Source organism: Micromonospora sp. LZ37 (assembly GCF_059359015.1).
Map to the genome: position 1 here is coordinate 84,118 of NZ_JCADBL010000007.1, position 15,633 is coordinate 99,750.

Sequence of the window (15,633 nt, forward strand, 5' to 3'; positions counted from 1 at the left end):
GCCCCGACCACAGTGGAGGAGACATGACGGAACCGGTCTGGGGCCCTGTCCACGCCGACATCGTCGATCTGCTCGCCGACCATCCTGCCGACGTGCCGGCGGTGGTCGACCACCTCACCAAGCTGCAGGACCTGCTGGTCCGGCTCCCTCCGCTGGAGCGCAGCTGCCCGCTGGCCGACTTCAACCAGCTCTACCTGACCATCACCAGCAGCGTGCTGGACGGCCTCTACGACGACTACTTCGCCGACCCGGCCTTCCTGTCCCGGTTGGACGTGGAGTTCGCCGCCCGGTACTTCGACGCGCTGCGGCTGTGGTCGGAGTCCAGCCCGAGCACCCCGAAGGCGTGGTCGTGCCTGTTCAAGCGGATGCGCGGCCGGGACGCCCGGCCGCTGCCGTCGGCGGCGGCGGGGGTGAACGCGCACATCAACTTCGACCTGCCGTTCGCCCTGGTGACGACCTTCGACCACCTGGAGTCGGAGCCGGTGGACGGCAGCGACCAGCACCGCGACTACCTGAAGATCAACGACATCTTCGCCGACAAGATCCCCACCCTACGCCGGGGCTACCTGGAGCAGTGGCAGCTGATGCTGGACATGCTCAACGGCGACATCGACGACTGGTACCAGGGCGAGCTGGTGGAGTACACCCGGGACGTGGCCTGGCGCAACGCGCAGAAGATCTGGCGCTGCCGGCATGACCCGCACGCCCGCGACTGCGAGCGCGCGCGGCTGGACGACAACGCCGCCGCGCTCGGCCGGCTGCTGCTCTCGCCACTGGGGGCGTTCCTGCAGTAGCAGCCGGGACGGGGGGTCCCCGCGCTCCGGGCGACCGGGGCGCGGGGACGCGTCCCGCTCGGGCCTCAGGCCCGGGCGCGCTTCGCCGCGAGCGTCCCGCCCGCCCGGACGGGTGTCGGCGCGCCGGCACCGGGTACGCCCGCGGCATGGCCGCGCACCGTTCCGCCTTCCGCTTCGACCCGCCCTTCCGGGTGCCGCTGGCCCTGCTCGGCGTCCGGCCGGAGACCTCCTGGGTGACGGTCGACGAGGAGGCGGTCGAGATCCGGTTCGGCCCCTGGCGACTGCGCACCACCCATGACAACGTCACCGGGGCGGAGATCTCCGGGCCGTACCACTGGTGGAAGGCGATCGGGCCGCACCTGTCCCTGGCCGACGGCGGGGTCACCTTCGGCAGCAGCACCGCCGCCGGGGTCTGCATCCGCCTCGCCGCCGGCGTACCGGCCCTGGTGCCGGGGCCGTGGCTGCGCCACCCGGCCGTCACGGTCACGGTCACCGACCCCGACGCCCTGCTCGGCGTGCTGCGCGCCCCGCCCGTCGGCTGACCGGCCCCCCGCCGCCGCGGTTGATCGTCCCGCTTCCCGGCGTTCCGGCAGGTGGGGCCGGGCGTACCACCTACGGTCGGGTTCAGGGCCGGAAAGGGTGGTACGGGGCATGGCGCAGGAGCGGGACGGGGTACCGGGGCGGCGTGCCCGCAGACGGGGCGGCGCTGTCCCGGCGGCCGCCGCGGACCGGGCGCTGCGGGCGGCCCGCGACCCGGGCCAGCCGACCGACGCCGGTCGCTCGGTGACCGTGCCGGAGCGCGTGGACAGCCCGGTCCACCCGGCCCCACCGGCCGGCTCGCTGCGGCGCTGGCTCTTCGCGCACCGGGTGCAGCCGGTGGGGCCGGAGGCCCAGGAGGGGCAGCAGCAGCGCCACCCCTGGTGGCAGGTGATGTGCCTGACCGGGGTCGACTACTTCTCCACGCTGTCCTACCTGCCCGGTATCGCCGCGCTGGCCGCCGGGGCGCTCTCCCCGCTGGCCACCCTGCTGATCGTGGCGCTGACCCTGTTCGGGATGCTGCCCATGTACCGGCGGGTGGCCCGGGAGAGCCCGCACGGGCAGGGTTCGGTGGCGATGCTGGAGCGGCTGCTGCCGTTCTGGCGGGGCAAGCTCTCCGTCCTGGTGCTGCTCGGCTTCGTGGCCACCTCGTGGATCATCACGATCACGCTCTCCGCCGCCGACGCCACGGTCCACCTGCTGGAGAACCCGTACCTACCGTCCTCCTTCCCGCACGGGGCCGGCGCGGCCGTGGTGGTGACGGTGGTGCTGCTGATCGTCCTCGGAGGGGTGTTCCTGCTGGGCTTCCGCGAGGCGGTCACCGTCGCCATCCCGCTGGTCGTGGCCTTCCTCGGGCTCAACGCGGTGATCGTGGTGGCCGGTCTGGCCGAGGTGACCGCCGACCCGGCGCTGCTGGCCGACTGGACCAGCCGGCTGACCGCCGGCGGCGACGGCCTGGGTCACCTGGTGGGGACGTCGGTGCTGGCCTTCCCGCTGCTGGTGCTCGGGCTCTCCGGCTTCGAGACCGGGGTGAGCATGATGCCGCTGGTCCGGGGGGACGGCGCGGACCGTGAGCAGCGCCTGCGGGCGCGGATCCGCAACACCCGCCGGCTGCTCACCACCGCCGCCCTGATCATGTCGGTCTACCTGGTCGCCACCACCGTCGTGACCACCGTGCTGATCCCGCCGGACCAGTTCGCCCCGGGCGGCGCCGCCAACGGCCGGGCGCTGGCCTGGCTCGCCCACGAGCACCTCGGCGAGGGGTTCGGCACCGTCTACGACATCAGCAGCGTGCTCATCCTCTGGTTCGCCGGCGCCTCGGCGATGGCCGGGCTGATCAACATCGTGCCACGCTATCTGCCGGCGTACGGGATGGCGCCGGAGTGGGCCCGGGCGGTGCGCCCCGTGGTGATCGTCTACACCGTGATCAGCATTGCCATCACGGTGGCGTTCCGGGCCGACGTCAACGCCCAGGCCGGCGCGTACGCCACCGGGATCCTGGCGATGATGGTCTCCGCGGCGGTGGCGGTGAGCATCGCCGCGCTCCGCGCCCGGCACCGGGTCGCCGGGGTCGGCTTCACCGTGCTGACCCTGGTCCTGCTCTACGCGCTGGTCGAGAACGTGATCGAGAAGCCGGACGGGATCACCATCTCCGGCATGTTCATCGCCGGCATCATCGTCGTCTCGCTGGTCTCGCGGGTGGCCCGCACCACCGAGCTGCGCGCGGAACGGATCGAGTTCGACCCGCCCGCCCGCCGGTTCATCGCCGAGTCGCTGGCCCACGACGGTCGGCTGCACCTGATCGCCAACAAGCGGGACAGCGGCGCGGTCAAGGAGTACCGGGTCAAGGAACGGGCGCAGCGCGGGATGAACCCCGTGCCCGGGGCCGCCGACGTGCTTTTCCTGGAGATCGACGTGGTGGACCCGTCGGAGTTCAGCCAGGTGCTGCGGGTGCGCGGCGTCGAGGTCGGCGGCTACCGGGTGCTGCGGGCCAGCAGCCCGGCCGCGCCGAACGCGATCGCGGCCATCCTGCTGGCCCTGCGCGACGCCACCGGGACGCGTCCGCACGCCCACTTCGAGTGGTCCGAGGGGAGCCCGGTCGCCCACCTGCTGCGCTACCTGATCCTCGGGCGGGGCGACACCCCACCGGTGGTCCGGGAGATCATCCGCAAGAGCGAGGCGGATCCGGCCCGCCGGCCCGGCATCCACGTCGGCGGCTGATTCCCGGGTCAGACCGGGCCGGCCGGGCGCGCCCGACGTCGGAAAGCGTCGCTGACCTGGTATTTCGTGGGAAATCAACCTGCGTGGGGCCGGTCGGCGGTCGATGGGGGCATGAACGGAAGTCGCAAGTTTCTTCACGTTCGCCGGTCTTGTCACATTTGATCGTCGTATCGTAATTTTCGGTGGCTTCACCGGACGTTCGGCCACCCCGCGCCCGTTTCGGTGCGGCCGCATCACACGTACGAGAGGCAGGGAAGCCCTATGTCCACGAACCGAGTGAGTCGGCGCCCAGCGAGGCCCAGGCGGCGGTCCCGGTGGTTCTTAACCGGCGGCCTGATGGCGGGCGGCATGGTGGTGGCGGCGACGGGCCTGACCGGCGTGGGGGCCTCGGCGGCCGACCGCGTGAGCGTGCCCTGCGACTCGGACCGGCTCATCGCTGCTCTCGTTCGGGCCAACGCCGAGGGTGGCGGCGAGCTCCGGCTCGCCCGCAACTGCACCTACACCCTCAGGGAGGCGTTCCAGCAACCGGACGACTACGACGGGGGCATCCGGGACGCCCGCGAGGCCGCCGACAGCGCCGAGAATCCCGGTGACGCCGAGGCGCCCCCGCGGGACCCGAAGGACGACAAGGCCGGCCTGCCGGTCATCTACCACCCCATCACCATCCACGGTGAGGGCGCCACCATCCGCCGGGATTCGAACGCCGACGAGTTCCGGTTCTTCACCGTGCGCGACGGCGGGGAGTTGGACCTGCGGGACGTCGTGCTCAGGAACGGCCGGTCGGCCGCGGAGGGGGGCGCCATCCACGTGGTCCACGGTGCCGCGGCCGTGGTGCGGCGCACCACGATCATCGGAAGCACCTCCCGCTCCGCCGAGGGCGGCGGCGGCGGCCTCTTCAACGACGGCAACACGGTGGTCATCGACAGCACCTTCGTCGGCAACCGCGCCATCGGGAAGGAGGGCAAGGGCGGGGGCCTGCTCAACGGTGGCGTGCTCACCGTGAAGGGGGCGAAGTTCTACGAGAACTTCGCCACCAGCTACGGCGGTGGGTTCGGCAACTACCGGGGGGCGGCCGAGGTCAACGGGGGCACCTTCGCCGACAACAAGGCGAAGCAGGGCGGCGGGATCGCCAGCTTCTCGGCCCGTACCAGGGTCTCCGACGCCCGGGTGCTCGGCAACACCGCCGAGGTCGGCGGCGGCATCGCCAACTCCGACGCCTTGATCTACCTGCGGGGCATGACGATCCGCGGCAACACCGCCACGGTCAAGGGCGGTGGCATCTCCACCTTCCAGGGTCTGGTCCCGCTCGACGAGAGCACCATCGTGCACAACAGCTCCGAGGGGGACGGCGGCGGAATCTACTCGGAGAAGTCGAACCTGCTGGTGCGCCGCAGCCACGTCAGCAGCAACGACGCGGACGAGAAGGCCGGCGGTATCTTCGTCACCATGGGTCAGGTCTCCCTGTACAAGAGCCGGGTGACCGACAACGTCTCCGACGAGGAGCCGGGTGGCCTTTTCGTGGACAAGGCCCGCGCCAGGGTCGATGACGAGACCGAGATCATCGACAACGAGCCGGGCAACTGCGTGGGCAGCACGGTGCCGGTCCCGAACTGTTTCCGCTGATCCTCGACGGAGCGAACCCGCCGGGTTCGCGCCCCGTGGCTCCGAGCGCACCCGGTCCACCGCGACGGTGGACCGGGTGCGCCGGTCCGGCCCGCCGTCGACGGTGGCCGGACCGGCGAACTCCTGAGGGCGCTCAGGCGAGCGCGCGGAGCCGCCCGGCGAACTCGCCGGCGAAGAAGTCCAGGAAGCCGTCCGGGTCCGGGCCGGCGTTCTGCAGCACGATGTGGTCGTAGCCGGCGTCCAGGTAGCCGCGGACCGCCGCCAGGTGCACCTCCGGTTCCGGGCCCACGGCGAACTGGCGCCGGATGTGGTGGCCCTCGACCCACGAGGTGGCCGCGTCGAAGTTGACCGGGTTGGGCAGCTCGCTCATCACCTTCCAGCCGGTGATCGCCCAGCGGCTCTTCTCCAGCGCCGCCTGAACGGCCTGCTCCTCGTCGGTGGCCCAGGCCAGCGGCACCTCGGCGTACCGGGGGCCGTCGCCGCCCGCCGCCCGGTAGTGCTCCACGATGGAGGACTTCGGTTCGGTGACGAAGAGGCCGTCGCCCAGCTCGGCGGCCGTCTCGGCGGACGCCCTCCCGCTGGCCGCCACGGCGATCACCGGCGGCGTCTCGGGCAGGTCGAACAGCCGGGCGTCCTCCAGCTGGAGGTGCCGGCCCTCGTACGACCGGTAGCCGCCCTGCCAGAGCAACCGGATGATCTCCAGGGCCTCGCGCAGCCGTTCGTGCCGGCCGCGCACGCTGGGGAAGCCCTGGCCGACGACGTGCTCGTTGAGCCGCTCGCCGGCGCCGACGCCGAGGGTGAACCGGCCGTCGGAGACCAGGGCCATGGTGGCGGCCGCCTGGGCGATGATCGCCGGGTGGTAGCGCACCGTCGGGCAGGTGACGCCGGTGGCCAGGCCGAGGGTGCTCGTCCTCGCGGCGATCGCGCCGAGCACGCTCCAGGCGAACGAGGAGTGCCCCTGCACGTCCAGCCAGGGGTGGAAGTGGTCGCTGATCTCGACGAAGTCGAAGCCGACCTGCTCGGCGCGGACCGCCTGGCGGATGAGCTCCCGCGGCCCGAAGGACTCCGAGGCCAGCTTGTAGCCGATCTTCATGACTCGCTCCGTCCGGGTCCCGGGTGGCCCGTCACCCTTCCGGCCCGGACGCCGGCAAACGCCCGCCCTGACCCAGCCTCCTAGGACGCACTGCGGGTAGTGACCAGGACGACGGGCCAGGGGACCGGCTTCGCGGGTGCACAGTGGCGCCGGCCGCCGCCGGCGTCGCGCCTGCGCCGGTCGTGGATGATCGGGAGCGGACATGAAAAAGCCCGCGCCCCGGGGGTGGGGGCGCGGGCTTCTCGGTACCGCCTACTTGGACGGCTCGGGCAGCGCGCAGTCGATCTTGGGGTTGGCGCCGATGTAGTTCAGCGGGCCGGCCACGATCGTCACCAGGATGGTCCCGGCCTCGGCGCAGTTGGTGTCGTCATTGTTGTAGTAGCCGCGCTGACCAGCGGCGACAGCGCCAATGATCAACCAGATGACGACGAGGACTCCGAAAATCGACGTACCGCGCATGGGGGTGCCTCCCGGGTCGTGGTGGTTCGAGGTGACGACCCAGTACCCAGACCCGACGAACGGGTAAACGGGGTCGGGGAACGGTCGGCCCGGCGACCCGTGGGCGGCGTCGCCGGACGGGCCGGATCGGCCACCACGCGGCCGCGCCCTGCGTTCGTCCACTGCCGACCCGGCGAGCCCGCCCGGGCGTTCAGTGCGGCGGCGCCGGTTCCTCCGGCGGCTTACCGCGGCTGCGCAGGTGGTCGGCCACCGCCACGCCCGCCAGCACCAGCATCGCCCCGCCCGCGGCGAGGAGCGGCGGCAGGAACAGCACCGCCGGGGCGATGGTCAGCAGCGCGAGCAGCCCGCCGGGACGGGACAGCGAGACCCGGCTGAACACCTCGTACTCGAAGGCGGCCCGACCGGCGAGATAGAGCGCGGGCCCGCCGAGGATGACCGCCGCCCACGCCGGCGGGGTACGCCCCATCGGCTCGTGCAGCACCAGGTCGAAGCCGGCCGCGGTGGTGACCACCCCGGCCACCATCAGCAGGTGGGTGTACGGCGCCGTCAGCAGGAACCGGCTGGGCGCCCGCGAGCGCCGGATGGCGTGCGGCAGCAGCTCGCCGGACTTGTGCACGTAGATCCGCCAGAGCAGCAGCGTGCTGATGAACGCCGTGGCGAAGGCGGCCAGGTTCGCCACCTCGGAGTGGCCGGCGCTGAACATCATGCCGATCGCCAGGATCGCGTCGCCGAGGGCGATGATGAAGAACTGCTGGTAGCGCTCGGACAGATGCTCGGCGGTGACGTTGCGCAGCGCCTCCGGGACGACGCCCAGCCCCGGCACCGGGTACGCCAACCGGAAGCCGCCGTAGTCGATGGCGAGCGCGAGCGCCCACAGCGCCTCGCGGGCGTGCCCGCCGACCAGGGCGCCGACGATCCACGGGACCGCCGAGACGGCGAACCAGACGAAGATCCGGGCCGCCCGGCGCTGGGTCTCCGGATGCCGGCGCATGGTGGGCATGAGGAAGAGCCCCCGGCCCAGGTGGATCGCCACGTACGTACCGGCGAAGACCAGCCCGCGGGAGCCGAACGCCTCCGGGATGGCGGTGGTCATCAGCAGCGCGCCGAACATCACCGCGGTGATCAGTAGTTTGATCTCGGGGCGCTGCGGGTCGTACATGTCGGTGACCAGGGTGGTGATGGCCCAGGTCCACCAGATCGCCATCAGAATGATCAACGACTGGCCGGCGCGCTGCCAGCTGAGTTCGGTGATCAGCCCACGGGAGATGAGCGCGAGCGCGACGACGTAGACGAGATCGAAGAAGAGTTCCAGCAGGGTCACCCGGCGGGGCGAGTCCGGATCGCGCACCGGCGGGCGGATGCGCCGCTCCGGCGGGTCGAACTGCACGGGCTGCTCCTCGGGAACCGGACCGTCGGCGCGGCGGGCCGCCGTCCGGCCCCGCACCGACGGTATCGAGGCGGGCCTGACCGGGTGTCCGGTTCGGTGCTTTCCCGGCCGTGGTCCGAGTCGGCCGCGGTCGTCGACTTTGCTGCCGCGGCGTCGGCGATCCGGCCTGATCGCCTGGACACTGTTCTCGGGCGAGAGCCGGCGGGCGTTCCGCGCCGTGCCGGGGGTCGACCGGGCGATGTGGAACCGGGGGCCGGAGCCGACCCGAGCTGACGGGCGCCCGCGACGCCGGCGGCGGCGACGCCGGGTGGGGCGAGGGCCGGTGGTGATGCCGGGGGCACCACCACCGGCCCGCTGTTTTCGGGTCAGTCCTGCTCGCCGGCTCCGGTGCCGACGGGCAGGACCCGCTCGGCCTCGGCGCCGGCGCCGGCCAGCACCTTCGCCTGCTGCGGCCAGGTGGCCAGGCTCGCGGCGGCGCGCAGCCCGGCCGCGCGGATGGTCTCGCGCAGCGCCGGCTCGTCCAGCTCGGCCAGCTGACGGTACGTGCGGATGCCCGCGGCGTGCAGCGCGGCGGCCATCTTCGGTCCGACGCCCTGGATCCGGCGGAAGTCGTCGGCCGGCGCGGTGTCGTCGACGGGTGCCGGGGTCACCGGCGCGGCGGCGGCCACCAGGGCGGACCCGACCGTCAGGTCGGACTCCTCGGCGGGAGTCGGCGCGGCGGCCTCGGTGGCACCGCCGGTCATCGTGTCCTCGACCGGGGTCCGGGGCGCCGGAACGCCGGACGTGGCGGTCACCGGCTCGGCGGCCTCCTCGGTGGTGTCGGGCGCGGCGATCCCCACCGGAGCGCCGGTCCCGACGGGCGTGGTGTCCTCGTCGGTGGCGACCGCGTCCACCGGGGTGGCGGTCGGAGCCGGCTCGGTGGTGGACGGGCCGGCCTCGACCTGCGCCCCGGCGTCGTCGCCGCCCGGCGAGTCCGCCACGGCCGGCCGCTGGGTGATCCCGGCGTCGGTGGCCGACGTGACCCGGTCGGCACGCTCGTCGTCGGCGTCGCCGGGCAGGTCGGCGTGGGTCGGCTCGTCGGCGTGCTCCGCGGTCACGGAGGTGACCTGCGGGTCGGCCGCGCCGGCCGGTCCGACCGGCTCGACGTCGCGGTCCGCGTCGGCGGCCGGGGTGTCCGCGTCGCGCTCCGTGCCGGCGGCGGGCCGGTCCGCGTCGGCGGTGTCCACGTCGGTCGAAGCCACGGTCGCCGGGGCACGGTCGGTGCCGTCCCCGGTCGGCAGGGTGTCGGTGGCGACCGGAGCGGCGTCCACCTCGGCGGGGACCACCTCGTCGACGACCGCCGCGGGCGCGGGCGCCTCGTCGACCGTGGCCTCGGGCCGGGGCGGGTCGACGACGGCGGTCGCCGCGGCGGCCGCCTTCTCGTCCTCGGAGAGACCGACCACCGGATCGCCCTCCACGATGGGCTGCGATGTCCCGGTGGTCGCCGCGGCCTGCCGGCCGCGCCACACCCAGCCTCCAGCCACACCGGCCACCAGGGCCAGGATCACGATCAGCCATTGCCCGAAAGTCGACGGCACGGCGAACCTCCCTCTTGCATTTGTCGGTGAAAGTCGCGAAGAAAACTCGCCGGCAGCTTTCCACACGGGTGGCGACGGCGACAGGGAGGATCACGACTCGCGACGCGGGCGGGACGGCCGGTGCCAGCGGGTGGCGGTGGGATGACCGACGGTGGGGCGCCGGAGGCGGGCGCCGGACGGCGACTGGCCCGGCCGGGCCGCGGCGAGGTGCCGTCGCCGGGCCCGGCCGGGCGGCTCAGTCGTCCTCGCCCCGGTAGGTGTAGAAGTCGTCGACGAACTTGCGGGCCAGCCGGGGCACCCGGCTGCTGACGCCGAAGTAGCCGCGGGCGCCGAGCAGCGCCAGCCGGCCGACCACCGGCTTGTACATCCGGTCGTCGCCGCTGGTGCCGCTGCGGTTCAGCGAGTCGGCGACCCGGGCGAATCCGTACGGCACCATGGCCGCCTCGTAGTCGGCCACCGCCTGGACCAGTGTCTTGTCGCCGGCGGCGGCCTGGCGGACCTGCCGGCAGAGCAGGGCGGCGTCGCGCAGGGCGGTGTTCGCCCCCACCCCGCGCCCCGGTGTCATCGTGTGGATGGCGTCGCCGAGCAGCGTGACGGTGCTGCTCTTCCACGCCGGCACCGGCTCGCTGGTGGTCACCTTGATCGGCAGGGCGCTGCCGGGATCGCTGCGGGCCAGCAGCTGCCGCAGGTTCGGGTGCCAGTTGCGGGTGAGGCCCAGGGCGAGCTGGACGAGTTCGTCGCCTCGCCGCTGCATGACGTCCGGCGGGAAGCGGCGGGCGGTGCTCCAGATGATCAGGTTGATGTTGTCGCGGGTGTTGTCGTGGCGCCGCCCCGGCCACTTGCGCAGCAGCGCGGCGTCGGCGTCGGCCACGTCGGGCTTGATGTTCCCGTCCCGGTCCCACTTGAACTCCATCACGTGCAGCACGCCCATCATCCCGCCGGCGCCGAAGATCAGCGAGATGCCGTGCTCGACGTGGTGCGGCAGCAGGGCGCGGGTGTGGGTGGTGAGCGGGATCCGGGTGGCGATGTTGATGGTGCCGGCGTCGCGGGTCACGGCGTGCGGCAGGTACTGGCGGCGGACCGCGGAGTGCGTGCCGTCCGCGGCGACGAGCAGGTCGCCGGTGGCACTGGTGCCGTCGGCGAAGTACGCGGTGACGGTGCCGTCGTCGCGCTGCTCGTACCGGGTGAAGGTCTTGTCGAAGTGCACCACGTCCTCGAGGCCGGTGAGCAGGACCTGGCGCAGCGTCATCCGGGCCACCGAGCGTTCGGTGTCGACCGGGTCGGTGTCGGGGCGCAGCGTGAACGACGCGGTCCGGCCCAGCCGCTGGGTGAGGACGTTGAAGTAGCGGGGGGAGCGGGCGCAGGTGGCCAGGTAGATGTCGAACAGCTCGGGCGGCAGGCACTGCCGCAGCGCCTTGCTGCCGGTGGGGCCGATGCCGACCCGGTAGCCGAGCAGCCCCTCGCCGCGGGTGCGGTAGCGCTCGTAGACGGCGACGCTGACGCCGGCCCGGCGCAACCCCTGCGCGAGGCAGAGGCCGCCGGTGCCGGCGCCGACGATCAGGACGTGTGGTGATCCTGCGGAGGTCACGGCGAGGTTCCGCTCAACCAGCCGGCCGGGGTGACGGGACCTCGGCGGCGTCCCACCGGTAGAAGCACCCGGCGATCGCGTCCCGCGGCGACCGCCACGTCGGCAGGTACGGCGAGGTGTGCGCGGAGAGCCGCTCGTTGACCTGGAGGTAGAGCGGATGGTTGCGGGCGCCCGCGAGCGCGTCCGGGTCGACGTCCTCGGTCTCCATCAGGTGCACGCACAGGTCGTGCAGGCAGTACAGGGAGCGGTGCCGGACCCCGGTCAGGGCGGGCAGTTCGGTCGCGTCGGACTCGGCGAAGATCTGCGCCACCCGACCCTCCGAGCCCGGGATGATCCTGCTGACGATCAGTAGACGGCTCATGGGACCCCTCTCGCCGGTGGTGCTCCCCATCGGGGTGGGAGCCCACGGTCTGCTGTGCACCCACCTTGACCCACCGGCTGTCACCTGCACGTCACTCGGCGTGCGGTGGCGGTGACGCCGGTCAGCGGGTCCGGGGCCCGACCCGGGTGGCCGGGCTGCGGGGCTGCCCGCCCGGCGTGTCGCGTACGGCGGGGTTGCGTGGGGGAGTCGAGGCGTTCCGGGTGTTCGTCGGCCGGGCGGGGCCGCCCGGCGCGTCGCGGGTGGCGTCCCGGATCGGCGCGAGCGTGTCGTCGAGCAGCGCGGTCATCGCCGCCGACGGCTCCAGCCGCAGCTCCCGCAGCAGCAGGTCCCGGTAGACGTAGAAGGCGTGCACCGCCTCGAAGGCGTTGCCCTCGGCCAGGTGGATGCGCACCACCAGCCGGTGCGGCGTCTCGCGCAGCGGCTCGGCGGACATCGCCTCGAGCGCCGCCTCCAGGGCTTCGCCGTGCCGGCCCGCCGCGAGGTGCTGCCCGGCCAGCTCCTCCAGCATGTGCAGCCGGAGCTGGCGCAGCCGTTCCCGCTCGGTCAGCACCCAGTCGTCGTACCAGCCGGGGAGGAGGTCGTGGCGGCCGGCGGCGAGGGCCGCGGCGGCGCACGGGTCGCCGCCGTCGCGGACCCGGGCGGCGGTGCCGACCAGCGCGTCGACGTCGACCCGGACGGCGGGGTCCAGGCGTACGGTGTCGCCGGCGGTGGTCAGGGGGCAGCAGGGATCCTGGCGCAGTCGCCACAGCGCGGTGCGCAGCGACGACAGGGCGCGGTCCTCGGTGGCGTCCGGCCAGAGCAGCCCGGCCAGGTGGCTGCGGGTGGCCCCGGGGCGCAGCCCGATCAGCGCGATGACCCGTTGCAGACCGCGCGGCACCACGACCGGCGCGTCTCCGTGCAGCAGCCGGAAACCACCGAGCAGGTGCAGCGAGATGCCGGGGCCGGGAGGATCTCCGGCGGTCGGCATGGACGGATCGGCGGCCACGGCGGCACCCCCTGCGGAACGCTCGTCCCGACTCATCTGTGTGTCCCCGGCGCGGCTGCCCATGACCCCGGTGTCGGGTCGCTCCGCCGCGGCACGGCGTCTGTGGCACGCCGCGGTCGCCGGGCTGACCACCACGAAGGTTATCAATCGTGGTCACTCTCAGTCAATATCGCCAGGTAGACAAGGGGTCCCGTGATACGGGTTCTGAACTGCGCATAGAAGCCTTTGATTGTGATCTTGACACAGCTCATACACAGGCTGCGTCAACGCATCGTCACGAAAGCCGGCCGACGAGACGATGCCCGTGACGCCCGGGTGACGCGCCGCCCGGCATCGTGTCGGCAGTCGTCCGGCCGGAGACGACGCGGTCCGCACCGCGTCCGAGGCCGTGGGGGGAGGCCCAACCATGGACCGTTCGCTGATCGTCGCGAAGGTGGTCCCAACCGCCGAGGCACAGGTGGCCGAGATCTTCGCCGAGTCCGACGCGACCGACCTGCCGCGGCTGGTCGGGGTCCGGCACCGGTCGTTGTACCGGCTGCACGATCTGTACGTGCACCTGCTGGAGACCGAGTCGCCGGCGGAGGGCGCGGTCGAGGCGGCCCGCGGGCACCCCGAGTTCCAGCGGGTCAGCGCCCGACTGCGGCCCTACGTCTCGCCGTACCTGCCGACCTGGCGGGAGCCGCGGGACGCGATGGCCCACTGCTTCTACCGGTTCGACGCCGTGACCGCCACCGGGCGGCGGCCGTGACCGCCACCGCGCCCCGCCAGGAGCAGCTCTGGTCCCGCTGCGAGGGGTGCGCCAGCCTGCTGTACCGCAAGCGGCTGCGCCGCAACCTCGACGTCTGCCCGGAGTGCGGCGCCCACGCCCGGTTGGCCGCGCCGGAGCGCCTGTCCCAACTGGTCGATCCGGGGTCGTTCACCCCGCTGCCGGACCGGCCGGCCGAGGTGGACCCGATCGACTTCGTCGACGTGCTGCCGTACCCGCACCGGCTGACCGCCGCCCGCGCCGGCACCGGCCTGGACGAGGCGGTCGTCTGCGGCACCGCCGCCGTCGGCCGGCACCGGTGCGCGCTGGCCGTGATGGACTTCCGGTTCCTCGGCGGCAGCCTCGGCGCCGCCGTCGGAGAGATGATCACCCGGACCGCCGAGCGGGCCCTCGACGACCGGATCCCGCTGGTCCTGGTCACCGCCTCCGGCGGGGCGCGGATGCAGGAGGGCGCCCTGTCGCTGATGCAGATGGCCACGGTCAGCCAGGCGATCGCCGGGCTGCGGGAGGCGGGACTGCTCACCGTCAGCGTGCTCACCGACCCCACCTACGGGGGCGTGGCCGCCTCGTTCGCCACCAACACCGACGTGGTGCTCGCCGAGACCGGCGCCCGGATGGGCTTCGCCGGTCCCCGGGTGATCCGCCAGGTGACCGGCCGGGCGCTGCCTGAGGGCTTCCAGACCGCCGACTTCCTGCTCCGGCACGGCCAGGTGGACATGGTGGTGCCCCGGCACGCGCTGCGCGGGCGGCTCGCCGCGTTGCTCGCCGCGGCGGGGACCGGCCGTCGCCCGGTGCCGGCCGCGGCCGTACCCCGGCAGGAGCGGCCGCCCGGCGCCGCCCGGCGGGCCGACGGCGCCGAGCCGACCGCGACGCCGGCCGGGCAGCCGGCGGGCGGTGACGCCTGGGAGACGGTACGGCTGGCCCGGCATCCCGGCCGGCCGACCACCCTGGACTACCTGGACTCGGCGTTCGAGGGTTTCGTGGAGCTGCACGGCGACCGACTCGGCGGGGACTGCCCGGCCGTCGTCGGCGGGCTGGCCCGGCTCGACGGCCGGCACCTCATGGTGATCGGCCACCAGAAGGGACACACCACCGGCGAGCTGGTCGCCCGCAACTTCGGCATGGCCAGCCCGGCCGGTCACCGCAAGGCGCTGCGACTGATGCGGCTCGCCGCCCGCCTCGGACTGCCGGTCGTCACCCTGGTCGACACCCCCGGTGCCGACCCCGGGGTACGGGCCGAGGAGCAGGGCCAGGCGGCGGCGATCGCGGAGAACATCCTCGCCATGAGCGTGCTGCCGGTGCCGGTCGTCGCCGTGGTGACCGGGGAGGGCGGCAGCGGCGGCGCGCTGGCCCTCGCCGTGGCCGACCGGGTGCTGATGCTCCAGCACGCGGTCTACTCGGTGATCAGCCCGGAGGGCTGCGCCGCCATCCTCTGGCCGGACCGCGGCGCGGCCCCGCAGGCGGCCCGCGCGCTCCGGCTGACCGCGCCCGACCTGTGCCGGCTCGGCATCGTCGACGACGTCGTCCCGGAGCCGGCCCCGGCCGCCCACCACGACCCGGAGGCGGCGACCCGGGCCCTGCGCGAGGCGGTGCGGGCGAACCTGCTGCCGCTGCTCGACGTGCCGACCGCGACCCTGGTACGCCGTCGCCGGCAGCGGTTCCGCCGGTTCGGCGCGGCGCGCGTCGGATCCCGGGCGGGTGCCCGGTGAGCGCCGGCACGCTGCGGACCGACGGTCCGGCGCCCGGCGAGGAGACCGCCGGGGTGGACGCCGTGCTGGCCGGGCTGCGCCGGCAGGCACGGCACCTCGTCGCCGAGCTGGCCGGCCCGGTGCGTCGGGTGCGGCTGCGCAGCGGCGACACCGTGCTGGAGGTGGAGTGGCACGGTACGGCCGCCCCGGCCGTGGTGCCGGAGAGCGGTCCCGTGCCGGAGGCCGCCGTGCCGGCGCCGCCGGTGCCGCCGGTCGCGCCGCCGGCCGGGCGGGCGGAGGTGCGCTCGCCGATGGTCGGGACCTTCTACCGCGCGCCGGAGCCGGGGGCGGCGCCGTTCGTGAACGTCGGCGACGCGGTGCGGCCCGGTCAGGTCGTCGGCATCGTCGAGGCGATGAAGCTGATGAACGAGGTGACCGCGGAGCGTGCCGGCCGGGTCGCCGAGGTGCTGGCCGTCGACGGCCAGCCGGTGGAGTACGACCAGCCACTGGTCACGTTGGACCCGGTCTGAGGCG

At 73.8% G+C, this 15,633-nt stretch carries 14 protein-coding genes; 7 read left to right on the forward strand and 7 right to left on the reverse strand.

All coding sequences use genetic code 11. The features are described 5' to 3' along the window. The first annotated feature begins 23 nt into the window (after positions 1-23). From AC5L3Z_RS16215 to AC5L3Z_RS16230, 4 genes are all read left to right on the forward strand, one after another. Positions 24-794, forward strand: a complete 771-nt coding sequence (locus AC5L3Z_RS16215) for a DUF5995 family protein (RefSeq protein ID WP_494842863.1) — start codon at positions 24-26, stop codon at positions 792-794. 146 nt (positions 795-940) lie between these two features. Then, entirely contained in the window at positions 941-1,336 is a 396-nt protein-coding gene (locus tag AC5L3Z_RS16220) for a hypothetical protein (protein WP_494842865.1), read from the forward strand. A 109-nt stretch (positions 1,337-1,445) separates the two neighbouring features. Next, positions 1,446-3,551 (forward strand): APC family permease, encoded by a 2,106-nt coding sequence (locus tag AC5L3Z_RS16225; RefSeq protein WP_494842867.1) that lies wholly within the window; start codon positions 1,446-1,448, stop codon positions 3,549-3,551. Positions 3,552-3,812: 261 nt separating this feature from the next. Continuing rightward, positions 3,813-5,174, forward strand: coding sequence for a hypothetical protein (locus tag AC5L3Z_RS16230; protein WP_494842869.1), 1,362 nt, complete (start codon positions 3,813-3,815; stop codon positions 5,172-5,174). 133 nt (positions 5,175-5,307) lie between these two features. Here the strand turns inward: AC5L3Z_RS16230 and AC5L3Z_RS16235 are convergent, their stop codons facing one another. The 7 genes from AC5L3Z_RS16235 to AC5L3Z_RS16265 all read right to left on the reverse strand — a co-directional run bounded on the left by AC5L3Z_RS16235 (position 5,308) and on the right by AC5L3Z_RS16265 (position 12,645). Next, the gene (locus AC5L3Z_RS16235) at positions 5,308-6,267 is read right to left on the reverse strand and encodes a TIGR03557 family F420-dependent LLM class oxidoreductase (RefSeq protein ID WP_494842871.1); all 960 of its coding nucleotides are present in this window, start codon (positions 6,265-6,267) and stop codon (positions 5,308-5,310) included. Between the two features lie 252 nt (positions 6,268-6,519). Further along, the gene (locus tag AC5L3Z_RS16240; protein WP_334522123.1) at positions 6,520-6,726 is read right to left on the reverse strand and encodes a hypothetical protein; all 207 of its coding nucleotides are present in this window, start codon (positions 6,724-6,726) and stop codon (positions 6,520-6,522) included. A gap of 190 nt (positions 6,727-6,916) precedes the next feature. Continuing rightward, on the reverse strand, positions 6,917-8,113 hold the full coding sequence (locus AC5L3Z_RS16245) for a low temperature requirement protein A (RefSeq protein ID WP_494842873.1): 1,197 nt from the start codon (positions 8,111-8,113) through the stop codon (positions 6,917-6,919). 365 nt (positions 8,114-8,478) lie between these two features. Beyond that, positions 8,479-9,690, reverse strand: coding sequence for a helix-hairpin-helix domain-containing protein (locus AC5L3Z_RS16250; RefSeq protein WP_494842875.1), 1,212 nt, complete (start codon positions 9,688-9,690; stop codon positions 8,479-8,481). 235 nt (positions 9,691-9,925) lie between these two features. Continuing rightward, complete coding sequence (locus tag AC5L3Z_RS16255) at positions 9,926-11,278, reverse strand: FAD-dependent oxidoreductase (RefSeq protein ID WP_494842877.1); 1,353 nt, start codon at positions 11,276-11,278, stop codon at positions 9,926-9,928. A 13-nt stretch (positions 11,279-11,291) separates the two neighbouring features. Beyond that, complete coding sequence (locus AC5L3Z_RS16260; protein ID WP_334522119.1) at positions 11,292-11,639, reverse strand: TcmI family type II polyketide cyclase; 348 nt, start codon at positions 11,637-11,639, stop codon at positions 11,292-11,294. Between the two features lie 121 nt (positions 11,640-11,760). After that, on the reverse strand, positions 11,761-12,645 hold the full coding sequence (locus AC5L3Z_RS16265; protein ID WP_494842879.1) for an AfsR/SARP family transcriptional regulator: 885 nt from the start codon (positions 12,643-12,645) through the stop codon (positions 11,761-11,763). Between the two features lie 406 nt (positions 12,646-13,051). Between AC5L3Z_RS16265 and AC5L3Z_RS16270 the strand changes: the two genes are divergently transcribed. The 3 genes from AC5L3Z_RS16270 to accB are packed head-to-tail and all read left to right on the forward strand — an operon-like array spanning position 13,052 to position 15,629. Further along, a complete protein-coding gene (locus tag AC5L3Z_RS16270; RefSeq protein WP_494842881.1) occupies positions 13,052-13,393 on the forward strand; it encodes a TcmI family type II polyketide cyclase in 342 nt (113 codons plus the stop codon). After that, positions 13,390-15,120 (forward strand): acetyl-CoA carboxylase carboxyltransferase subunit alpha, encoded by a 1,731-nt coding sequence (locus AC5L3Z_RS16275; RefSeq protein WP_494842883.1) that lies wholly within the window; start codon positions 13,390-13,392, stop codon positions 15,118-15,120. Before AC5L3Z_RS16270 ends, AC5L3Z_RS16275 begins: the two co-directional genes overlap by 4 nt. Further along, positions 15,099-15,629, forward strand: a complete 531-nt coding sequence (accB, locus tag AC5L3Z_RS16280) for an acetyl-CoA carboxylase biotin carboxyl carrier protein (RefSeq protein WP_494843242.1) — start codon at positions 15,099-15,101, stop codon at positions 15,627-15,629. The genes AC5L3Z_RS16275 and accB overlap by 22 nt, the downstream gene beginning before the upstream one ends. Positions 15,630-15,633: the final 4 nt, after the last annotated feature.